This window comes from Paenibacillus sp. sgz302148 (assembly GCF_056120465.1).
The window spans coordinates 195,391-214,226 of sequence record NZ_JBVYOJ010000002.1; the positions used below are offsets into that span (position 1 = coordinate 195,391).

Annotated in this window: 14 protein-coding genes; all 14 read right to left on the minus strand. The window is 52.1% G+C overall.

From position 1 onward, the window contains the following. Nucleotides 1-27: 27 nt before the first annotated feature. The 14 genes from AC0LWM_RS04480 to nuoL all read right to left on the minus strand — a co-directional run bounded on the left by AC0LWM_RS04480 (nucleotide 28) and on the right by nuoL (nucleotide 18,780). Nucleotides 28-885: a flagellar hook-basal body protein gene (locus AC0LWM_RS04480; protein ID WP_474673701.1), complete on the minus strand. Its 858-nt coding sequence runs from the start codon at nucleotides 883-885 to the stop codon at nucleotides 28-30. A gap of 13 nt (nucleotides 886-898) precedes the next feature. Further along, on the minus strand, nucleotides 899-1,795 hold the full coding sequence (locus AC0LWM_RS04485) for a flagellar hook-basal body protein (protein ID WP_474673702.1): 897 nt from the start codon (nucleotides 1,793-1,795) through the stop codon (nucleotides 899-901). A gap of 244 nt (nucleotides 1,796-2,039) precedes the next feature. After that, nucleotides 2,040-3,041, minus strand: coding sequence for a rod shape-determining protein (gene mreB / locus AC0LWM_RS04490; RefSeq protein WP_474673703.1), 1,002 nt, complete (start codon nucleotides 3,039-3,041; stop codon nucleotides 2,040-2,042). Between the two features lie 94 nt (nucleotides 3,042-3,135). Next, nucleotides 3,136-3,423 (minus strand): sporulation transcriptional regulator SpoIIID, encoded by a 288-nt coding sequence (gene spoIIID, locus AC0LWM_RS04495; protein WP_474673704.1) that lies wholly within the window; start codon nucleotides 3,421-3,423, stop codon nucleotides 3,136-3,138. Between the two features lie 262 nt (nucleotides 3,424-3,685). After that, entirely contained in the window at nucleotides 3,686-4,390 is a 705-nt protein-coding gene (locus AC0LWM_RS04500; protein ID WP_474673705.1) for a peptidoglycan DD-metalloendopeptidase family protein, read from the minus strand. A gap of 81 nt (nucleotides 4,391-4,471) precedes the next feature. Beyond that, the gene (gene spoIID / locus AC0LWM_RS04505; RefSeq protein ID WP_474673706.1) at nucleotides 4,472-5,686 is read right to left on the minus strand and encodes a stage II sporulation protein D; all 1,215 of its coding nucleotides are present in this window, start codon (nucleotides 5,684-5,686) and stop codon (nucleotides 4,472-4,474) included. A 119-nt stretch (nucleotides 5,687-5,805) separates the two neighbouring features. Beyond that, complete coding sequence (locus AC0LWM_RS04510) at nucleotides 5,806-7,113, minus strand: O-antigen polymerase (RefSeq protein WP_474673707.1); 1,308 nt, start codon at nucleotides 7,111-7,113, stop codon at nucleotides 5,806-5,808. Between the two features lie 663 nt (nucleotides 7,114-7,776). Next, a complete protein-coding gene (gene murA / locus AC0LWM_RS04515; protein ID WP_474673708.1) occupies nucleotides 7,777-9,108 on the minus strand; it encodes a UDP-N-acetylglucosamine 1-carboxyvinyltransferase in 1,332 nt (443 codons plus the stop codon). A 159-nt stretch (nucleotides 9,109-9,267) separates the two neighbouring features. Continuing rightward, nucleotides 9,268-9,525 carry a DUF1146 family protein gene (locus tag AC0LWM_RS04520; protein ID WP_474673709.1) on the minus strand — a complete coding sequence of 86 codons (258 nt, stop codon included), beginning with the start codon at nucleotides 9,523-9,525 and terminating at the stop codon, nucleotides 9,268-9,270. 32 nt (nucleotides 9,526-9,557) lie between these two features. Beyond that, on the minus strand, nucleotides 9,558-12,365 hold the full coding sequence (locus AC0LWM_RS04525; protein ID WP_474673710.1) for a S8 family serine peptidase: 2,808 nt from the start codon (nucleotides 12,363-12,365) through the stop codon (nucleotides 9,558-9,560). Nucleotides 12,366-12,558: 193 nt separating this feature from the next. After that, entirely contained in the window at nucleotides 12,559-13,665 is a 1,107-nt protein-coding gene (locus AC0LWM_RS04530) for an Rpn family recombination-promoting nuclease/putative transposase (protein WP_474673711.1), read from the minus strand. Between the two features lie 77 nt (nucleotides 13,666-13,742). Next, nucleotides 13,743-15,281 (minus strand): NADH-quinone oxidoreductase subunit N, encoded by a 1,539-nt coding sequence (locus AC0LWM_RS04535; RefSeq protein ID WP_474673712.1) that lies wholly within the window; start codon nucleotides 15,279-15,281, stop codon nucleotides 13,743-13,745. A gap of 4 nt (nucleotides 15,282-15,285) precedes the next feature. Beyond that, nucleotides 15,286-16,917 carry a complex I subunit 4 family protein gene (locus AC0LWM_RS04540; protein ID WP_474673713.1) on the minus strand — a complete coding sequence of 544 codons (1,632 nt, stop codon included), beginning with the start codon at nucleotides 16,915-16,917 and terminating at the stop codon, nucleotides 15,286-15,288. Next, nucleotides 16,918-18,780, minus strand: coding sequence for an NADH-quinone oxidoreductase subunit L (gene nuoL / locus AC0LWM_RS04545; protein WP_474673714.1), 1,863 nt, complete (start codon nucleotides 18,778-18,780; stop codon nucleotides 16,918-16,920). Between the last annotated feature and the right edge of the window lie 56 nt (nucleotides 18,781-18,836).

Consider the following 18,836-nt stretch of genomic DNA (forward strand, 5'->3'; position numbering starts at 1 on the left):
AGATTAGGCGACGGGCCAAGGACGTCATTATCCTCTTAAATTGTTGGCTAACCCCATCATCGTATCGCTGGACGTCAGTGCGCGCGCATTCAACTGATAAGCGCGCAGCGCCGTCATCATATCAGTCATTTCATCCTGCATCTTCACGTTCGAGCCTTCGATAAAGCCTTGATGCACCGCCACTTCGCGGAATTCCGGATCGCTTCCGTCCCAGACGACCTCGCGGAATGTGTCGGTCGCGTTCATGCCTTCCGGCAGCATGTACATGTTGTCGCCGACATGCTGCAGCAGTTTAGGACGCTCCGGCTGCACGATGCGCAGACGCCCGATTTGAATCGTTTCTACCGTGGAGCCGGAATCGCGGCGGCCGGTTATGTTGCCTTGTGCATCAATCGCGATCTGGTACCCATTCGGGATCATAATGGGTTGTCCGTTATCTCCGACAAGCCGGTAACCCTGATTCGTCGTCAGCATGGCGTTGTCGGCATCAACCGGCTGCAGCTTGAAGGCGCCGTCCCGTGTCCAAGCTTGGCGGAAACGAGGCGTGCCGTCCGAACTGTCCAGTACGTTCACCTCGAACATAGCATCGCCCTCGATCGCGACGTCGAGCGGATTGTTCGTCTGCTGAAGCGTACCTTGCGACATGTCGTTCTGTACCGCGGTTACCCGGGAACCCCAGCCCATATTGAAGCCAAGCGGCGACAATCGGCCTTCCCGGCGGAAGCCCTCGGGTTGATCCTTCATGTTCGTCAAAATATCCTCGAACGTCGCTTCCTTGCGCTTGTAGCCATTCGTAGTTATATTCGCCATGTTGTCGGCCGTAATGTCCAGCTTCTGCTGCAGCGCCGACATCGAAACCATGGCGCTGATCATCGAGTTGTTCACCGTACGCTACCTCCTAAATCCGGCCGACTTCGTTGACGGCTTTTTCCAAAGTTTTATCGTAAAATTGGATCATCTTCTGGTTCGTTTCATACGCGCGTGCCGCGGCCATCAAATCGACCATCGATTGTCCGGAATCGACGTTCGAGCGCTCGATGTAGCCTTGCCGTACTTCCACCTGGTCGGCGACCCCGACCGGCTGTACCGTCCCTTGATCGTCGCGGAACTTGTAGTTGCCGTTGCCTTCGCGAATCAATTGATTCGGGTCGTCTACCCGCGAGATGAGCAACTGAATCGGCTGGAGCGTTGCCGCATCGGCAACCGGCTCGCCGGTCAGCGCGCTCGTAAATGCGCCGCGGTTCGTCATCGACACTTCCGATAGAGGTCTGTCGAGCACGATCGGCTGACGGTTCGTTCCCAATACGAGCGCTCCGCCCGATGTGACCAGTTGTCCTTGTTCGTTCAGCGAGAACTTGCCGTCCCGCGTATAGCGCTCCTGGCCGCTTGGGTCCAGCACCGTAAAGAACGCCTGCGGCTGAAAGCGCACCTGGCCGTCCGGAGATACGTATTTGCCCGATGCGTCGAATGCAATATTTTGACCGTTCTGATCTTTCACTTGAATATTCGAAATCAGCGCAAAATCGCCAGGATTCGACGTTTCCGTTACGTCGGCCTGCAAGTAGACCGATAAATTCTCCTCCGCAAATACACCCATGCCCAGCTTGCCGAGCTTGTTGTTCGGCTCAGCGTCCCCGCCGACCATCGACAGCAGCATTTCCGGAAAAGATCGGATGACCGAATTCGATTGCTTGAAACCCGGCGTATTGATGTTCGCGATATTGTTCGTTACCGTGTCGTGGCGGCGCTGCTGTGCGATCATGCCGGCCGCGGCCGTGTATAGTCCTCTGATCATGTTGGGCCTCCTAAAGGTTTCCGAAGGAAACCACATCGTAAGCATAAGCTAAGTTTTCCGAAGGAAAACTGGCGTCGTAAGCATAAGCTAAGGTTTCCGAAGGAAACCACATCGTAAGCATAAGCTAAGCATATATACCCCTTATATCGGCAGATGCTTCCGAAAATGTGACCCCTTCGGCCAAGGATAAACGGCTAGCGCCGTCTTTTTCGGCGCATTCGTTTACCGGAGAGCCTTGTTGCGATTAGCCCAGCTTTTTCTTCACGACCTTGTCGAGGTTGTCCAACATAATGCCAGTTCCTTTCACGACGCAATGCATCGGATCTTCCGCAATCAGCACCGGCACCTTCAGCTCTTCCGCCATTAACTGATCCAGGCCGTGCAGCATCGCGCCGCCGCCTGTCAGAATAACGCCGCGGTCGATAATATCCGCCGACAGCTCCGGCGGCGTCCGCTCCAGCACCGATTTGGCCGCGGCGACGATGGACGAAATCGGCTCCCATAACGCTTCCTTCACTTCGCTGGAATGGATCGAAATCGTCAGCGGCAATCCAGTTACCATGTCGCGACCGCGAATATCGATTTCCTCGTCCCGGTATTCCGGGAAAACCGTCCCGATTTTAATTTTGATGTCTTCCGAAGTCCGTTCGCCGATCAGCAGTTTATACTTATTTTTAATATATTTCATAATCGCCGCATCGAACTTGTCCCCCGCGACTTTAATGGAAGAGGCGGTGACGACGTCGCCCATCGACAAGACGGCTACGTCCGTCGTCCCCCCGCCAATATCGACAACCATGTTGCCGCTAGGCTGGAATATGTCCATTCCAGCCCCGATCGCTGCGGCCTTAGGTTCCTCTTCCAGGTATACATCGCGCGCCCCGCTCCGTTCCGCTGCTTCGCGAATCGCTTTCTGCTCGACGGACGTAATGTTCGTCGGGGCGCAAATGAGAATCCGGGGATGACTGTACCATTTTTTGCCGCCGATGCGGCTAATGAAGTGCTTGAGCATCAATTCCGTAATTTCAAAGTCGGCAATGACACCGTCTTTCAGCGGACGAATAGCAACGATATTGCCCGGCGTACGGCCCACCATGCGATGCGCTTCCTCTCCAACGGCAAGCACCCGCTTCGTATCGCTTTCGATGGCAACGACGGAAGGTTCGTCTAGCACTACACCCCTTCCTTTTACGTGAATCAGTACGTTCGCCGTACCCAGGTCAATTCCGATATCCTTGCTGAACATAACGACGGTATCCTCCAAAAGTAGTTTTGTTGTAATTGTAATACATTCGATAAAAAACGCAAAATTCCTCCATTTTTTTCGTTGTATTATTGAATTACGCCCTACCGGCTGTTACCGCTTCCCTTTTTTTGCCCGTCGATTTTTTGTACTTGATCTTGGTTGCTTCTCCTCCCCTCAAGTGTCGGATCGATTTGTGGTATTCGAGAATGTGCTTCACTTGGTCTGCCAAATCGGGATTGATTTCGGGCAATCTTTCGGTCAGATCCTTATGCACCGTACTTTTGGAGACTCCAAACTCTTTCGCGATGGTGCGAACCGTGTTCTTCGTCTCGACGATGCAACGTCCGATTTTAATGGTTCGCTCCTTGATGTAATCGTGCACGCCCTCGCCTCCCTGCTCCCTGAGATAGTTTGGTACATTATATGAGGGGTGTGCCTAGATATTCTTTGTTTCCAAGCCTGACAAGCCTAAATCTGTACAATTATTTCACGGGAAGCGCAAAATAACCCCACAAAGTGGGGCCTGGCTTCGAAGAAGACTCAGGTACTTTGCGGGGACCCCAAAACAAAAAAAAGCGCAAAGCCGGAGGTGTTGACCTCCAGCCTTACGCCTTGCCATACGCGGTGTATGTACTTGCTGTACCTTATTTCTTCAACAGATCTTTCGGGTTAACCGGCTTGCCGTTGCTTTGCACTTCGAAGTGCAGGTGAACGCCTTCCTTGCTCTCCAGCTCGTTGCGTCCGGCCATTGCGATCGGGTCGCCTTGCTCCACTTGGTCACCTTGTTTCACTTTCACGTCGGCGAGGCTTTGGTAGATCGTTTTCAGCCCGTTTTCGTGGGAAATTTCCACGACCGTGCCGACATAAGGAAGCTGATCGACCAGGGTGACTTTACCTGCGAGAGCAGCGAGCACTTCGAACGTTTTGTCGTCCGCCGTCGCGAAGTCGGTGCCTACGTGCGCTTGCCACGTATTGTCGAATTCGTACATCGCCGCTTCCTTCTCCTGGTTCGTGCCTTTCTCATCATAGAAAAGCATCGTAGGCTGCACTTCATTGGTGTCCTTGACCGGCCATTGCATCGGCTCGCTTTGTGCGATCACTTCCTGTGCATCAGGGTTCTTGCTCACATCGTGACTCTCATCGGTTGTAACGACCTTCGAGTCACCGAGCTTTGGCCCCTGATACAGCCAGATGATCGCTACGATGATTGCTGCTGCGGCCATATACGTTGCTGGAAAAACCCACTTCTTCGCTAACAGCCTCTTCCAAGCGGACGTTTGTGCAACTCCCTCGCTAGATTTGGGAGACGTCTCTTGGGTTTGTTTCGGTTTGTTTTGGTTTTCATTCATGTTTATATCACCTCGGTAACCATTGTTGCCACAATATCTAGCTTTATACGTGAGGTGATGAGATTTTTTGAGACTCGAATGTTATGAGATCGGGGTTAGTAGCTTCGAAGCTTGCTCAATGTCAATCCCGGTATAGTAGTGTTTCAAAATTTGCTCCGCCGTCTTCCCTTCCTTCGCCATGCCGTTTGCGCCCCATTGGCTCATGCCGATCCCGTGGCCGTAGCCGTACGTGGTAATCTCGATTTTGCCGTCGCGAAGCTTCCAACTAAACTGCGAGGAGTTGAGCCCTAGCTTCTCTCTCACTTCCCGCCCGATGAACGTCTTCCCTGCGATACGAACCGACTTGATCCGATGGCCCTCCGACCGTTCCAACACGGTTGCTCCCGAAGTTCTGGCGCTCGCCGCTACGGCTTGCGGAATGCCTAGCTTCTTGTAGGCTTCCGTCGCGTTCAGCACGACCGACTCCTTGAAGCGCGGCGCGATCGCTTCGTCCCATGGACTCGGTACGCTGCGAAGATAAGGAATATAGTCGCGGAAATAATCCTCCGAATTTTCGGTATAGCCATTGCTTGTCGAGAAAAATACCGCCTGGATCGGCTCCCCCTGATATGTGGCGATCATCCCTTGCGTATCGTTCACCGCGCGGTTGAGTTTATCCATGTTGGCGGCATAGGCCGCCTTACCCCAGCGCGCCTTAAGCTGCTTGTCGGTCGCGTAGACCTGGTGCTTCACCGTGTCGGTGACGACCGCCCCGCCGCTTGACGCTTCCGCGGGAAGGCCGCTGACGTCGCCGCTCACGAGCCTGCGGACGATGTACGTGCGGGCGGCGATCGCCTGCGCTTTGAGCGCCTCCGGCTCGAATTCGATCGGCATTTCGGCCGCCACGACGCCGCGCACGTATTGCTCCAGCGACACCGAGGCGATTTTGCGCTCGCCGCTCAAGTAGACGCTTACCGTGATCGGCTGCTTGTCCTCTTGCTTTAACTCGACTTGCGGTTGTGCCGGTACCTTTCTCTCACTCGGAGCTGAGAACCGGTTTACGAGAATGCCGATTGCAAGGACGGCAACAAACGACACCAGCGAAAGTCCTAGCGCCGTCCATATCGCTTGCTGCCGGAGCGCCTTGCGGCCGAACCCGCGGATGCCCGGAGCCGAAAACGTGCGCAACCGGGACAGGATACCTGCCGGCTGCTTGGGTGCGCCGCTCTCCGGAGCTTGTCTGCGCGGCCGGCTTCGCCGCATTCGAACGAATCGCCCGATATTCAACTTCCGAATAAGCTGCCGCCACTTGTTCATGTTCGTTCCTCCGTCTCTTGTTTCTATCAGCTGATACCCTCAGTTTATGAGGGCGGTAGAGGTGATAGAACCTTGAGATTGGGAGTGGGCCGGGAGAGAGAGTTGCCAAGCAAGTGCGATCAGGTGTTGCCAGGAATAATAATCCGCCGCTCTGCTTCCGTCAGCGGAAGGTCTTTCTTTTTCATTTTTCTCCTGAAGACTGCCACCAATACGATCCAGATTGCGAATATTGGAGCAAATGCCGGCAAATGAACGGCAAGGAACAGAATTGAAATAATAATCGTAAGAATGGAAACGATATTATTCCTGCAGCTATCCCCTAATCTGCATAGTAGGGAAATGAATAAGGGACCGAGCAGCATGCCAAACCAACCGAAGTTGGATATCGCTTCTTCCAAAATGCTCGTTGTATAGCCGTAAGGCCATAACTTCGGTTCTACAAAATATACTGCAGAGGTTAAATATTTTGCATAGGGTAACGGCTTATCTTCCCACATTGACCTTGGGACGTACATCAACAGATCAAAAAAAATGCTTTGCCCTCTGTACTCTAAAACCTTCAAATGATTTAACTCGTAATAAATGACCAATTTTGCGACATGGTCACGGCCAAAATCAATTCGCATATTCTCGTATACTTCACTAAACTGCCTTGAGTCACTGTTATCGAAACGCACATTGTTTTGGTATGCATTCGAATAGATAAAAAAACCTATAATCACGACTAGGGAAGCAATAATAAATCTAGATCCTATTAACGCTTTCTTTTTCCACAATACGAGCAGAAGCAATACGATGGTCATAATGACGATGTATCTTTTTCCATTCATCCATATTGCGATGAATATCCATGGGGCTAAAGAAACAAAACAGGCCATCATTTTGTTCCTCTGCAGCAAGAGTAGCATGGCGGCCGCAAAAATACTTAATGACGTCGCAGTCTCTACAGCCGAATGATAATCCCGTTCAGCTCCTTCCAAACCAAAAGCAGTCGCAGCATATTGTAAATAAATCAACGGATTTGGGGCAAATAGCGCAATAAGCATCGGACTGATCGAAACAATACGAAGCAAAATCTTCAGTATTTGATAGTTCTTCTCCTTTTCATCATGGGATTGATTTTTATTGTTATGCGGCAAATCTCTTTTTTTACCTGTAAGCCACCATATCACCGGTACAATTGAAATATAGAAACAATAAACTAGAGAGGTCGTACTATCCCTTGATGCAACAAAAAAGCCGATCCTTGTAGCATAATCCGGTTTTCCTAATACGACATCCAAAATTAAATGGACTGCAAAAAAACAAAAAAATACGATCATGACAAAGTTTATAGCATGTCTTTCTCCTTTTATAATGAATAATAATGATTTAACAGTCCAAAATCCTACCCACAAAAACGTCAGTATATTGATGAAATCCAACAAATGATACTCTCCCCCCTATTATTCGATACCGAGTATGTCAATGAGTATGCCACAATTCGGCCGATTGCAAGAGTGAGTTAGGTTTCAATTGTGTTTAGTCAATCCAGATTATTCACACAGCAGCCACCATGAGCATGAAAGCCTGATTCGACCCAGGGTATACCTTTTTTGTACATTATTATTTAACCTTCGCTCGTCGCCGTATTGGCCTTTAGTCCGTTAAAAACCCTGTTCACTGGAAATTTCCCTTATTTTTCTTATATAAAAGATAGACCTTTTCGGCTAACTGCCTCGTCAAGTTTCACCGCTTGCAAATCCTGTTCTGAAGCCTTTTTCGGGATATCTATAGATTTCGTAAAGAGAATTCTTTCATCGTCTTTCGGTTTCCTAACGACAAACCGATAGGTCGATTCAGCTAACCTAGGTCTTGAAGTCGAATCGCTTGCATAAAAAGCTTGCAGAAGGTATGACGTCTTTCGACATTTTTCACGACGGACAGGTGTTCACGCGGCACGGTCTTCGCTTCACATTCTTTAGCTAGAGATGCCGTAAAGCACAAAAAAGCTCCAACCGCATCGGTCGGAGCTCCGATAATTCTGTTTATTTTTGTGTTTTTTACGCAAAAAAAGCTCCGGGGAACTTGAACCCCAGAGCTTTCTGTTTTTATGCCCAGGTCGGCTGTACGGTGAACATCGGCCGATCTTTCGTCTCGACTTCCATTTCCGCTTCCAGCGCTTCCGGTGTCATTCGGCGCACGTCCGCGCCGATGGCGCGAAGCTTCTCCGCGATATTGACGTAACCGCGGTCGATATGGTGGGTACCGGTAATTTCCGTTTCCCCATCCGCTGCGAGCCCCGCAAGGATCAATGCGGCGCCGGCGCGCAAATCGGTCGCGCATACTTTGGCGCCATACAGCTTCGTATTGCCGTTGATCACGGCCGTACGGCCTTCGACTTTAATTTGTCCGCGCATGTTCTTAAATTCGTCCACATGCATGAACCGGTTTTCGAATATCGTTTCGGTCACGACGCTTGTTCCGTCGGATACCATCAGCAGTGCCATCATCTGCGACTGCATGTCGGTCGGAAAGCCCGGGTAAGGCAGCGTCTTGACATCGACGGAACGCAGCTGCCGCTTCACATGCACGCGAACGCCGTTTTCGTCCGGCTCGACCAGAACGCCCATTTCCTGCAGCTTGGAGATGACCGGATTCAAATGATCGGCGATGGCGCCTTCGACGTAAACGTCCCCACCCGTTATCGCCGCGGCGATCATGTACGTTCCCGCTTCGACGCGGTCGGGAATGACGGTGTGAGTTACGCCACGCAGCTTCTCCACGCCTTCGATCCGGATGACGCCGGTGCCTGCGCCGCGCACTTTGGCACCCATCGCATTCAAGTAGTTCGCCAAATCGACGATTTCCGGTTCTTTGGCCGCATTTTCAATAATCGTCGTTCCCTCCGCGAGGGTTGCGGCCATCATAATATTTTCGGTTGCGCCTACGCTGGCGAAATCCAAATATATTTTCGCACCTTGAAGCTTGCCCTTCACTCTTGCTTCAATGAACCCTTGACCAAGGCCGATTTGGGCGCCCATCGCTTCGAACCCTTTCAGATGCTGATCGATCGGACGGGTGCCGATCGCGCAACCGCCTGGCAAAGCGATTCGGGCAACGCCAACGCGCGCCAAAAGCGGACCCATCACGAGGAAGGACGCTCTCATTTTGCGTACAAGTTCATATGGAGCTTCGTAAGAAGAAAGTTTCTCCGCGTTGACGCGGATCACTTCGTTACGATATGTAATGTGAATGCCTAGTGATTCAAGTACTTTATTAATCGTTAGCACATCGTCAAGCGGAGGTGCGTCACAAATCACGCTTTCTCCCGCTTCTCCTAGTATCGAGGCTGCGATAATCGGCAGAACGGAATTTTTGGCCCCGCTCACTTTTACCGTGCCCGACAATCGATTGCCGCCGCGGACGATTATTTTGCTCATTTTATTGCTTCCCTCCGCGCTTTACGTTATCCCTTAAATCCGCGTTTGTCCAACCTACATATTACCATTGTCGTCTTTAGGTATACAAGCGTTATTTTTTGGATAGGTACAGTCATACTACAATTGTTGACATCATTCCGCTTTGTTATTCGACATGATTTATGAAAATATCCCTTTGAGCAGCATCGACCACTGCAAGTAATCGATAATGAACTTGGCGATGCCGTACCCAAGCGCAACGGCAAGCATCATTTGCAGCAGCTTGGCTTGCCCGCTTTTGGGCTGGCGCATGAAGACGTCCAGACGGAACGCCTGCAGCGCCCACCAGGCTAGAGCGATACAAACGAGCACGATCGTAATGTAGAGCAAGCTGCTCGCTCCGGCCATATTTTTAACCTCGGAAAACGGATCATTCATCATGCTTCACACCTTTTATCGGAACATTACAATTATTTAATAAGTACCTTAAGTAGTATATATGCGAATTCTGCGCGGCTCGCTGTTTTATCCGGCTTGAACAAATCTCCCTCGTAGCCTTGGATCTGGCCTTTTGCCTTCATCTCCCGGAGCATCGGAGCCGCCCAATGGCCCGCCGAAACGTCGCGGAAAGGCGCTCCGCCGTCGTTGTCGCCTTTCAAATGGAGGGCGTTGCCGAGCATCACGGCCATTTCGGCCCGGGTCACAAGACGGCTTGGCGCGAAGCCGCCGTCTCCGTCTCCCTGAACGATACCCGCGCTGCTTGCACGCATAATGGCATCATATGCCCAATGCTGCTTATTCAGATCATCGTAGCTTAAATTTTTGCCTTTGGGCAGATTGAATGCCTTGACGATCATCGCCACCGCTTCGGCACGCGTAATGCCGCTTTCCGGCTCGAACGTATGATCGCCGTACCCATTCACGATTTTGCGGTCGCTGAGCTCGGTAATCGCTTTTTCCGCCCAATGTCCGTGAATGTCGGTATACCCGCCGGCAAGCGGGGAAGCCGCGACGCTAAATTCGTACAGCTGCCGCTCGAACGGGCGGTCTGCGGTCAGTTTGACGTAATACGTCCCCGCTTTTAATACCTGCGCCGATTGCAGATCGGTTCGTGCCTTGTCGTTTTTGCTAGTTGCGATTGGCTTCTGTGCTTTATCGTACAATGCTAGAGTCATTTGCCGATCATAAGGGATATTGGATAAGCTCAATCTTACATAGCTTGATTGGGCCAATGTGAATTTGAACCAGTCGCGGTCGTCCGCATCGTTCAATACACCGGTGTATTCCGTCCCAAAACTCATCGTTGTCGCTTCATACGCACGGTTGTTCGGTTCGTTCGGGTCGGTATATTGCGTCAAATAGTCGATCGTTAGCGAATATTCGCCATTTACCGCGTTTGGCTTCTGCGCGATCGAATTGGCGACGCGGATGTAGTATTTCCCAGGCAATACGGGGATGACCTCCGACTCCTCCGCTTCGCCTTCGCGCGCATTGTCGATTATCGTCAATTTGGTGCCTTTGCCTTGGATTTCGATGAGCGGATCAATGCGAACCGTATCGGTATCGACCATGACGCGAAGCGTTCCTTTTTTGTCGAACGTAATGGAGTACCAGTCCTGATCATTGTCCCGGTGGAACGTGCCTTTGATCTTCTGGCTTCGTGCAGGCAACGCAAAAGCTTGATACTGCTTGTCATTGTCTTCAAAAGGATCCGGCGAGATTTGGAAAATCGGCGTCAGCTTATATTTAACATTGGACTTGGACTTCGTGTCGGTCAATTGGATATGAATGTAGTTTCTTCCTTTTTTCATTATAAGGGAAGTGGTTTTGTTTTGCACGTTGGCGTACGTTTTGCCTTCCGCCCGGTTGCCTGCAAAATGCGTCAGCTTGATGCTTGCGGGCAAATCAATGGTCGTAAGGCTCAGCTGTACCGTTCCGTCGTATGGCGAATCAATGTAAAACCAATCCGGATCGGCGCCGCCGGCAAGAGCAGCCGAAATCATTTTGCCGAGCGGGAGCGGTTTGGCACGGTCACGGCTATTGTTATTCTCGTAAATATCGTCCGAAGGCTCGGTTGTCAAGGCACGGTCTGCCCGCAACAATCCGTAGCCGGTGCGCGAATCCCACCCCGGCGCAGCGACATCCTCCGCCGTCTGCCGCAGCAGATTGCGGACTTGGTAAGGCTTCATCGCAGGGTTCTTCGCCAAAATCAATGCCGCAACGGCAGCGACCTGCGGCGCGGCCATGGAAGTCCCTTGCTCGAATTTGTAGCCGCCGCCAACCGCTGTTGTATAAACCTGCCAAGGCGCGACAATATCGATTTCCGAACCGCCGTTCGATTCTTCTTCGATCTCGTTGTTCGGCGTTATGCCTCCGACGGCGATAACCGTCGGATTGGCCGCAGGATATTTGATTTGCATCTTCTGCTTTAACTCTTTGCCGTCATTGCCGGTAGCGGCGACGAGCAGCACGCCTTTGTTCTCGGCATACTCGGCTGCGCTGCGCAGCTCCTGCGAATAACGGTACAAGCCTACGGACAATACGACGATTTTAGCGCCATGGTCCACCGCATAACGGATGCCCTCCACCAGCTTGTCTTCATCGCCGAAGCCGGTAGAGTCGAGCGCCTTGATCGGCATGACTTTCGCCGACCATAACAAGCCCGTCGTGCCGACGCCGTTGTTGCCCACCGCCGCAATGACGCCGGCGACCTTCGTCCCGTGTCCGTTATCGTCTTGAGGCGTTTTGCTGCGGTCCAGCAAATTTACGCCGCCAACAAGATTCGCTTTCAGATCCGGGTGATTCAAATCCACGCCGGTATCGATAACCGCAATCGTTATCGCGCGGTTCTCGTGGACGACATCCCACGCCTCGGTTGCATGAATCTGCTCAAGATAGCGCTGCGCGGCGAACAGTCCATCGTTCGGCCGGGCGAGTGCCCGTACGCCACGCGATTCCGAGGGCGCTGCCGCTTTCCGCGAATTCGGCGTCAATACATCGTCTTCGGTAGCGAAGGCGGAAGTATTCGCTTCAGTTTCGGCTTCGGATTTGTCCGTCGCGCCTTTAGGAGCGGATGCGGCAATATCCGCTGCGGGTTCAGCGGCTGGGGGCGGCGACGCCGGCTGAATGCCATCCGCCGCGATCGACAAAGTCGACACCGCGCGATCCGATGCCGGAACCGAAAGTTCGGCCCCGGCCGGCGGCATTTCACTTAAGCAGGCGTTGCATATGAAAATAAGAACGACCATCTGGGCAATGATCGTTTTCGTTTTGTCCATAGTACTTCTGTCCTTCGAATTTTGGTAGAAAGTATAATATTCTACACCGGCCGCCGATTCCCTGCCCTTAAATAAAAATAGGATATAAATACCACTTTTTGTATGACGGGAAAGAAAAAACCCCTTCTTTAGAAGGGGCCTAATCATGTATGAAGTCAGGTGTGCCGATCAAGACTGCTGCCAGTTTCTTCATCTATTCCTCGGCGATATAATGTTCTATGAGAGATTTTGCCTCTTCGATCGTATGCACCATGAATAAGCGCTCTGCCAGCTTGGCTAACCGATTCGCATCGTGAATGCGTCTTGCCTGTTCCTGCAGATCACTTGAGTTCTTGCCAAAATGCGCATTCAAATACATGCAAATTACGTCAGTTAAAGTTTCAATCTTGCCTTCAATCTTGCCTTCAATCTTGCCTTCGGTCTTCCCCTCAATCCGTCCCTTTTCCTCTGCCTTCCTCTCCCAGTACATTTTTAATTCCATGATTTTAACCTCCTCTTGTGGGTTAAGTTTGTGAATCTCCCGTTGCAACTGCCGTTCTTCTTCATCATCGTTCCAAATTAAATAAGTATCGAAAAATCGGGAAACAAGCGTCAAACGAGCAGGATTGAGCGACATTCGAGAAATCATCCGCAAAAATTCGAGCTTCACTTGAATCCTTTCTTCATCTGAATACCCCATCTTGCTAAGCAGCGCTGCCGCGACAGGGTTGTCTTGTTTAATATAGTCCCGCCAGTTCTGTTGGCGTAATTGTATTGTATGATAGCGAAATTGTAGCACATCCAAAAATGAAAATCCGAGTGAAAAACCATCCGGTTCCGTTCGCGAATCATCATAGCTAAAAATAGCTACAGGCAATATCGGCTGTCGGTATTTCTCGTAAAGTCGACTAAAATATATGAACATCCGTTCATGAAAGGATGTCTGCACATATGCCTGCGGCTCAACATGAACAATGACGATACTGTCCTCGCCTTTCATTCGCGTTTTGACAAGCAGATCGACTCGACGTTTCTCTCCCACTACGATGTCGGTAAATAATTCCTCGGACAAGAACGAAAGCTCTGAAAAATCAATCTCCTCATGTGCCTGCGGAAAAAAGCAAGCATGAACTCCTCGAAAAACTCCCGAATTAATTCTTTGAACAACCGATCGTGGTCTATGGACATCGGACTTCTCCCTCCATTGTACCCCTGCGATGGTGGATTGACAAGAAGACTGGGTGTTTTCGGGAACATGTGTTCCTATTTCATCGTAACATACTTTTTGAGGATCAACAAGCTGGTTGTCCGTATAAAACAAAGAACCTTCCTAGCCATGTGTTATGGTTAGGAAGGTCCTTCTACTCATAGACTCCGTGCAAAACTCTACTACCGCACCTACCGAATGAAGAAATCGCTGCCGAGCGAGAAAATGCTGTTGATATAGTCCAGCAGCATGTTCGGGAAAAACCCGAGCACCAGCGTTACGACCACGCACAGCCAAACCGTGATCCCGAGCGGCTTCGCAATCCGAATTTCGGATTCCTCGCCCTGGGAGCGCATGAACATTTGGCGAATAACGCCAAAGTAGAAATAATACGATACGACGCTGGATGCAACCATGACTCCCGCCAACCAATAATCATGCGACTGTGCAGCGCCGAGGATAATGAACAGCTTGCCCATAAAACCGCCGGTGACCGGCAAACCCGCCAGCGACAACAGCAGGATGACCATCCCCACCGCCGTCATCGGCGCCCGGTAATACAAGCCGGCGTACCCTTTCAACTCGTCGTGGCCGGATGCGCGGCTGACGATCATCAGAACGGCGAAGGCACCGATATTCATGAACAAGTAAGCGACCAAGTAAAACGTAAACTCGGAAAAGTTCGACGAGTGAACGCCGCCAAGCTGAACTGCAAGCGGAACGAGCAGGTAACCTGCATTCGCCACACCCGATAGCGCCAGCAGGCGCTTGACGTTTTTCTGCTTGAGCGCCATCGTTGTCCCGACGATCATGGCGATCGCCGCAAGCACCTTCAAGGCAAGGAATACGTCGGTATGCATCGGTACGTCGGCGTCACCCAGTTGCCAATAGATACTGTAGATGAGCCGGAACACAAGCGCGAATCCCGCTCCCTTGGAAACGACCGCAAGGAATCCCGTGACCGGCGTCGGCGCACCTTGGTAAACATCAGGCGCCCACGTATGGAACGGAGCCGCCGCGATTTTGAAGCCAAATCCGGCCAGCATCAGGAAAAAGCTGACGTACAGCAGCGGTTTGACGCCATCAAGGTTCGCTGCAAGCGCCGAGCCGATTTCCGCCACATTCGTCGTGCCGGACAATCCGTACAGGAACGACATGCCATATAGAATAAAGGCCGAGGAAACGCCGCCCATAACGACGTACTTGAATGCGCCTTCCGTCGATTCGATCTTATGCTTGCGCATGCCCACCAGCACGTAGGTCGTGATGCTAAGCAGCTCCAAGCCGACGTACAGCGTGATCAGGTCGCCGGAAGAAGCCATCATCATCGCGCCTAGCACCGCAGGCAAGTATAAATAATAATATTCTCCCTCGTGCGGAATTTCGGACGCGTTCACCGAGCCGATGCTCATAAAAATGACAAGACCGGTTCCGACCAGGAAAATCAGCTTCATCAAGTTCGCAAAATCGTCGATGCGATAGCTTTGGCCAAGCAATTCGATCGCTTGGGCCGTCGTCCCGTCGCCCGGATTCATATCGAGCATTCGGATGACAACGAACGTGATCGAGACGGCAATTGCAACGAGCGTCAGCCAGCCGATACCTATTCGGCTCGCGCTTCGCGGCAGAAACAAATCGAGCAGGGCAAGCAATAGCGCCGCGACGACCAGCGTCAATTCCGGCGCGAGGTAGGCCCAATCGCCGAACGTGAGCGTTTGCGCAGTTTGCATGGGACTAACCTCCTATCTTCGTTTCAATGCTTTTTAGAAACGGCTCGAAGCTATGCTGCAGCGGTTCGGTGAGCACCGACGGATAAATGCCAAGCAGCAAGATGAAGGCGACAAGCGCAATCATCGGAATCGCTTCGATCAGCCGCGCATCCTTCAGCTCGCCGTAGCTCTCGCGCATCGGACCGTATGTAATGCCAAGCACCCCGCGCAGCACGTATACGGCGCCGAGAATGATGCCGAGCGCGCTGACTGCTGTAATGATTTTCATCGTATCAAACAGTCCGAGGAAAGCGAGGAACTCGCCGATAAACCCGGATAACCCCGGCAGTCCGAGCGATGCCAAGCCGCCGATCAGCAGGATGCCGCTGATGAACGGAATCGATTTTGCCAAGCCGCCTAGCTTATCCAGCATGCTCGTGCCGGTCCGTTCGTAGAGGCTGCCCACGATTAGAAACATAAGCGCGGAAATCAAACCGTGCGACACCATTTGGAATACGGCGCCTTCGAGACCGATTTTGTTCAGCGCGGCAATCCCGAGAAGCACGACGCCCATGTGGCTAATACTCGAATAGGCAAGGACGAGCTTGAAATCTTTTTGGACAAAAGCAAGGACCGCGCCGTACAAAATGTTGATGACCCCCAGGATGGCGAGCACGATCGCCCACTCCTGCGCTTGATGCGGGAACAGGAAGACGCCGAAGCGAATTAACCCGTACGCGCCCATCTTGAGCAAAATGCCCGAGTGGATCATAACGACCGAAGGCGGCGCTTCCGTATGGACGCGCAGCATCCACGTATGGAACGGGAAAAACGGCAGCTTGATGCCGAATGCAACTAGCAATGCGATAAACAGTCCCCAGCGCATATTTTGCGACAAATACCACGGATTGTCTTGTCCGAGCTTCTCCGGACTTAAGTTCACCGTCGATTCCGGGTCCAGCAGGTTTTTGGAGATAGCCGCCATATCGCCCGTATACGTAAGATGCACCTGCTCCGGATTTTGCTGATCGATCACAAGCCCCGCCGTCGCGGTCATCACGATAAAAGCGATTAGCATGATTGCAGAGCCGAGGCCGTTATAAACAAGAAACTTGTTCGCCGCCTTTTCTCGCCCGCCGTATCCCCAAATGCCGATCAGGAAAAACATCGGAATCAGCGTCATTTCGAAGAACACGAAGAACAGGTACAGATCGCGCGCCATAAACACGCCTAACATCCCGATTTCAAGCAGTAAGAACAAGATGTAGAAGGTTTTCCACCGTTTCTTGATGTATACGGAAGCAAGCGCCGCCATAACCCCGATGAGTGCAGTCAAGACCACGAGCGGCAGCGACAGCCCATCCACCGCCAGATGATAATTAAAGACGAAAGAGTACACTTTGACCGCCGCCGCTAAGCCGACTTCTTTGTTCAGCGGAATGTCGATCCAACGCATGTTTTCCTCGTATTGCTGCTGATCGGTACCATGACTGAAATCCGAGTACAGCCATATGGACAAAATGAGCGGAAGGAGCGTCGTGATGATCGCCGCCGTTTTGATCCAGCGTCCTTGATCCTTCGGCATGAACATAATGATCAGAATGCCGATGAGCGGAGAGAAGGCGATGAGCGATAAAATCGGAATGTCTGCGAGCATCTACCAGAACCTCCTTCCAACAAGGGCAATCGTCAGGATAAGAAATCCGAACAAGGTAATAAGTCCGTAGGTTTGCACTTGCCCGTTCTGCAATCGGACGCCCAGCTTGCCTACGCCTACCGTCGCGCCGGCGACCAGCCGGACGATGCCGTCAACGATAAAGTCATCGATCGCTTGCAGCACATGCCCGATCGCACGCAGCGGCGTCACAATGATGGCTTGATAAATCTCATCGATAAAATATTTGCGGCTGAGCAACGTATTGAGCCACGGCGGCGATACGGCCGCCTCTTGGCGCCGGGAGCCTTTGCCGTAAATCGCCCATCCGGTATAGATGCCGAGCAGCCCGACGACTGTCGAAACGCCCATGACGACCCAGTTCACATGTTCTTCCGCTTCCCCGCCGAGCCATTGTCCGAACCAGCCGTTGAACGGCGTGAATACGAAGCCGGCGCCAATAGCGAGTATTGCGAGCAGGATCAGCGGCAAAGTCATCGTGCTCGGCGATTCGTGCGCATGGTCGGCCGCTTTGGACTTGCCCGTGAAGACGAGGAAAAATAACCGCGACATGTACAGCGCCGTGAAGAAGGCGGCGACGATGCCTACGACGAACAACAGCATGTTACCGTCATAAGCCGCGGCCAGGATCGCATCCTTCGACCAGAAGCCGGAGAACGGCGGAATGCCGGACAACGCGAGCGCGCCGATGCCGAACGTCCAAGCCGTTATTTTCATTTTGGAGCCAAGTCCGCCCATTTGCGTAATGTCTTGTTTATGCACGGCATGAATGACGCTGCCTGCCCCCAAGAACAGCAGCGCTTTGAAGAACGCGTGGGTGAACAGATGGAACATGCCGCCCACCATGGAACCGAGGCCAAGCGCCATCATCATGTAGCCCAGCTGGCTGACGGTCGAATACGCGAGCACCCGCTTAATATCGTTTTGCGCGATGCCGATCGTTGCGGCGAATATCGCCGTGAATGCGCCGACATAAGCGACAACTTCAAGTGCGGCGGACGATGCCAGGAATATGTCGTACGTCCGGGCAACCAAATAAACACCCGCGGCAACCATTGTTGCGGCGTGGATCAACGCACTGATCGGCGTTGGGCCTTCCATCGCGTCCGGAAGCCACGTGTGCAGCGGGAACTGACCCGATTTGCCGATCGCTCCAACGAAGATCAGGATCGCGATCCAAGTCGTCACCCCGGCCGAGATCGTACCGGTATGATCTCCGAATACGTTATGGATCATGTTGAAATCCAGCGCATGGTTCGGCATGTACCAGAACAACAGCAGGATCGCGATGAACAAACCGACGTCGCCGATCCGCGTGACGATAAACGCCTTCTTGGCCGCCGCTTTCGCTTCCGGCTTCTCGTACCAGAAGCCGACGAGCAGGAACGAGCAAACGCCGACCAGCTCCCAGAAGATATACAGCTCCAGCATCGTGTTGGAGATCACGAGCCCCAGCATGGAGAATGTGAACAGCGAAACATAACCGAAAAACACCGAAATCCGCGGATCGTCCTTCATATACCCTCGGGAGTATATGTTGACGAGCAAGCTGACGAAGGTGACGACGAGCAGCATCAGCGCGTTCAAGTTCGTCACTTCAAAGCCCATGACGAGCCGGACGTTGCCGATGACAAGCCAATCGAAATCCGCCGAATATTCCGATACCTCGTTTGCAGCCCGTTCGAAGAAAATGATCGCCGCGAGCACGAACGAAGCGAACGTGCAAACGATGCTGAGCCACACGCCCGTTTGCTTCATGCCCTTGCCGAGCGCCGTAATGATCACAAACGCAAGCAGCGGAAATACCGGGACTAACCATGCGTATTGCGAATAGATCGCGTCCAAGTGTGATACCCCCTAAAAGTTTTCCGTGAGGAAAACTTACTTCGTAAGCAATGGCT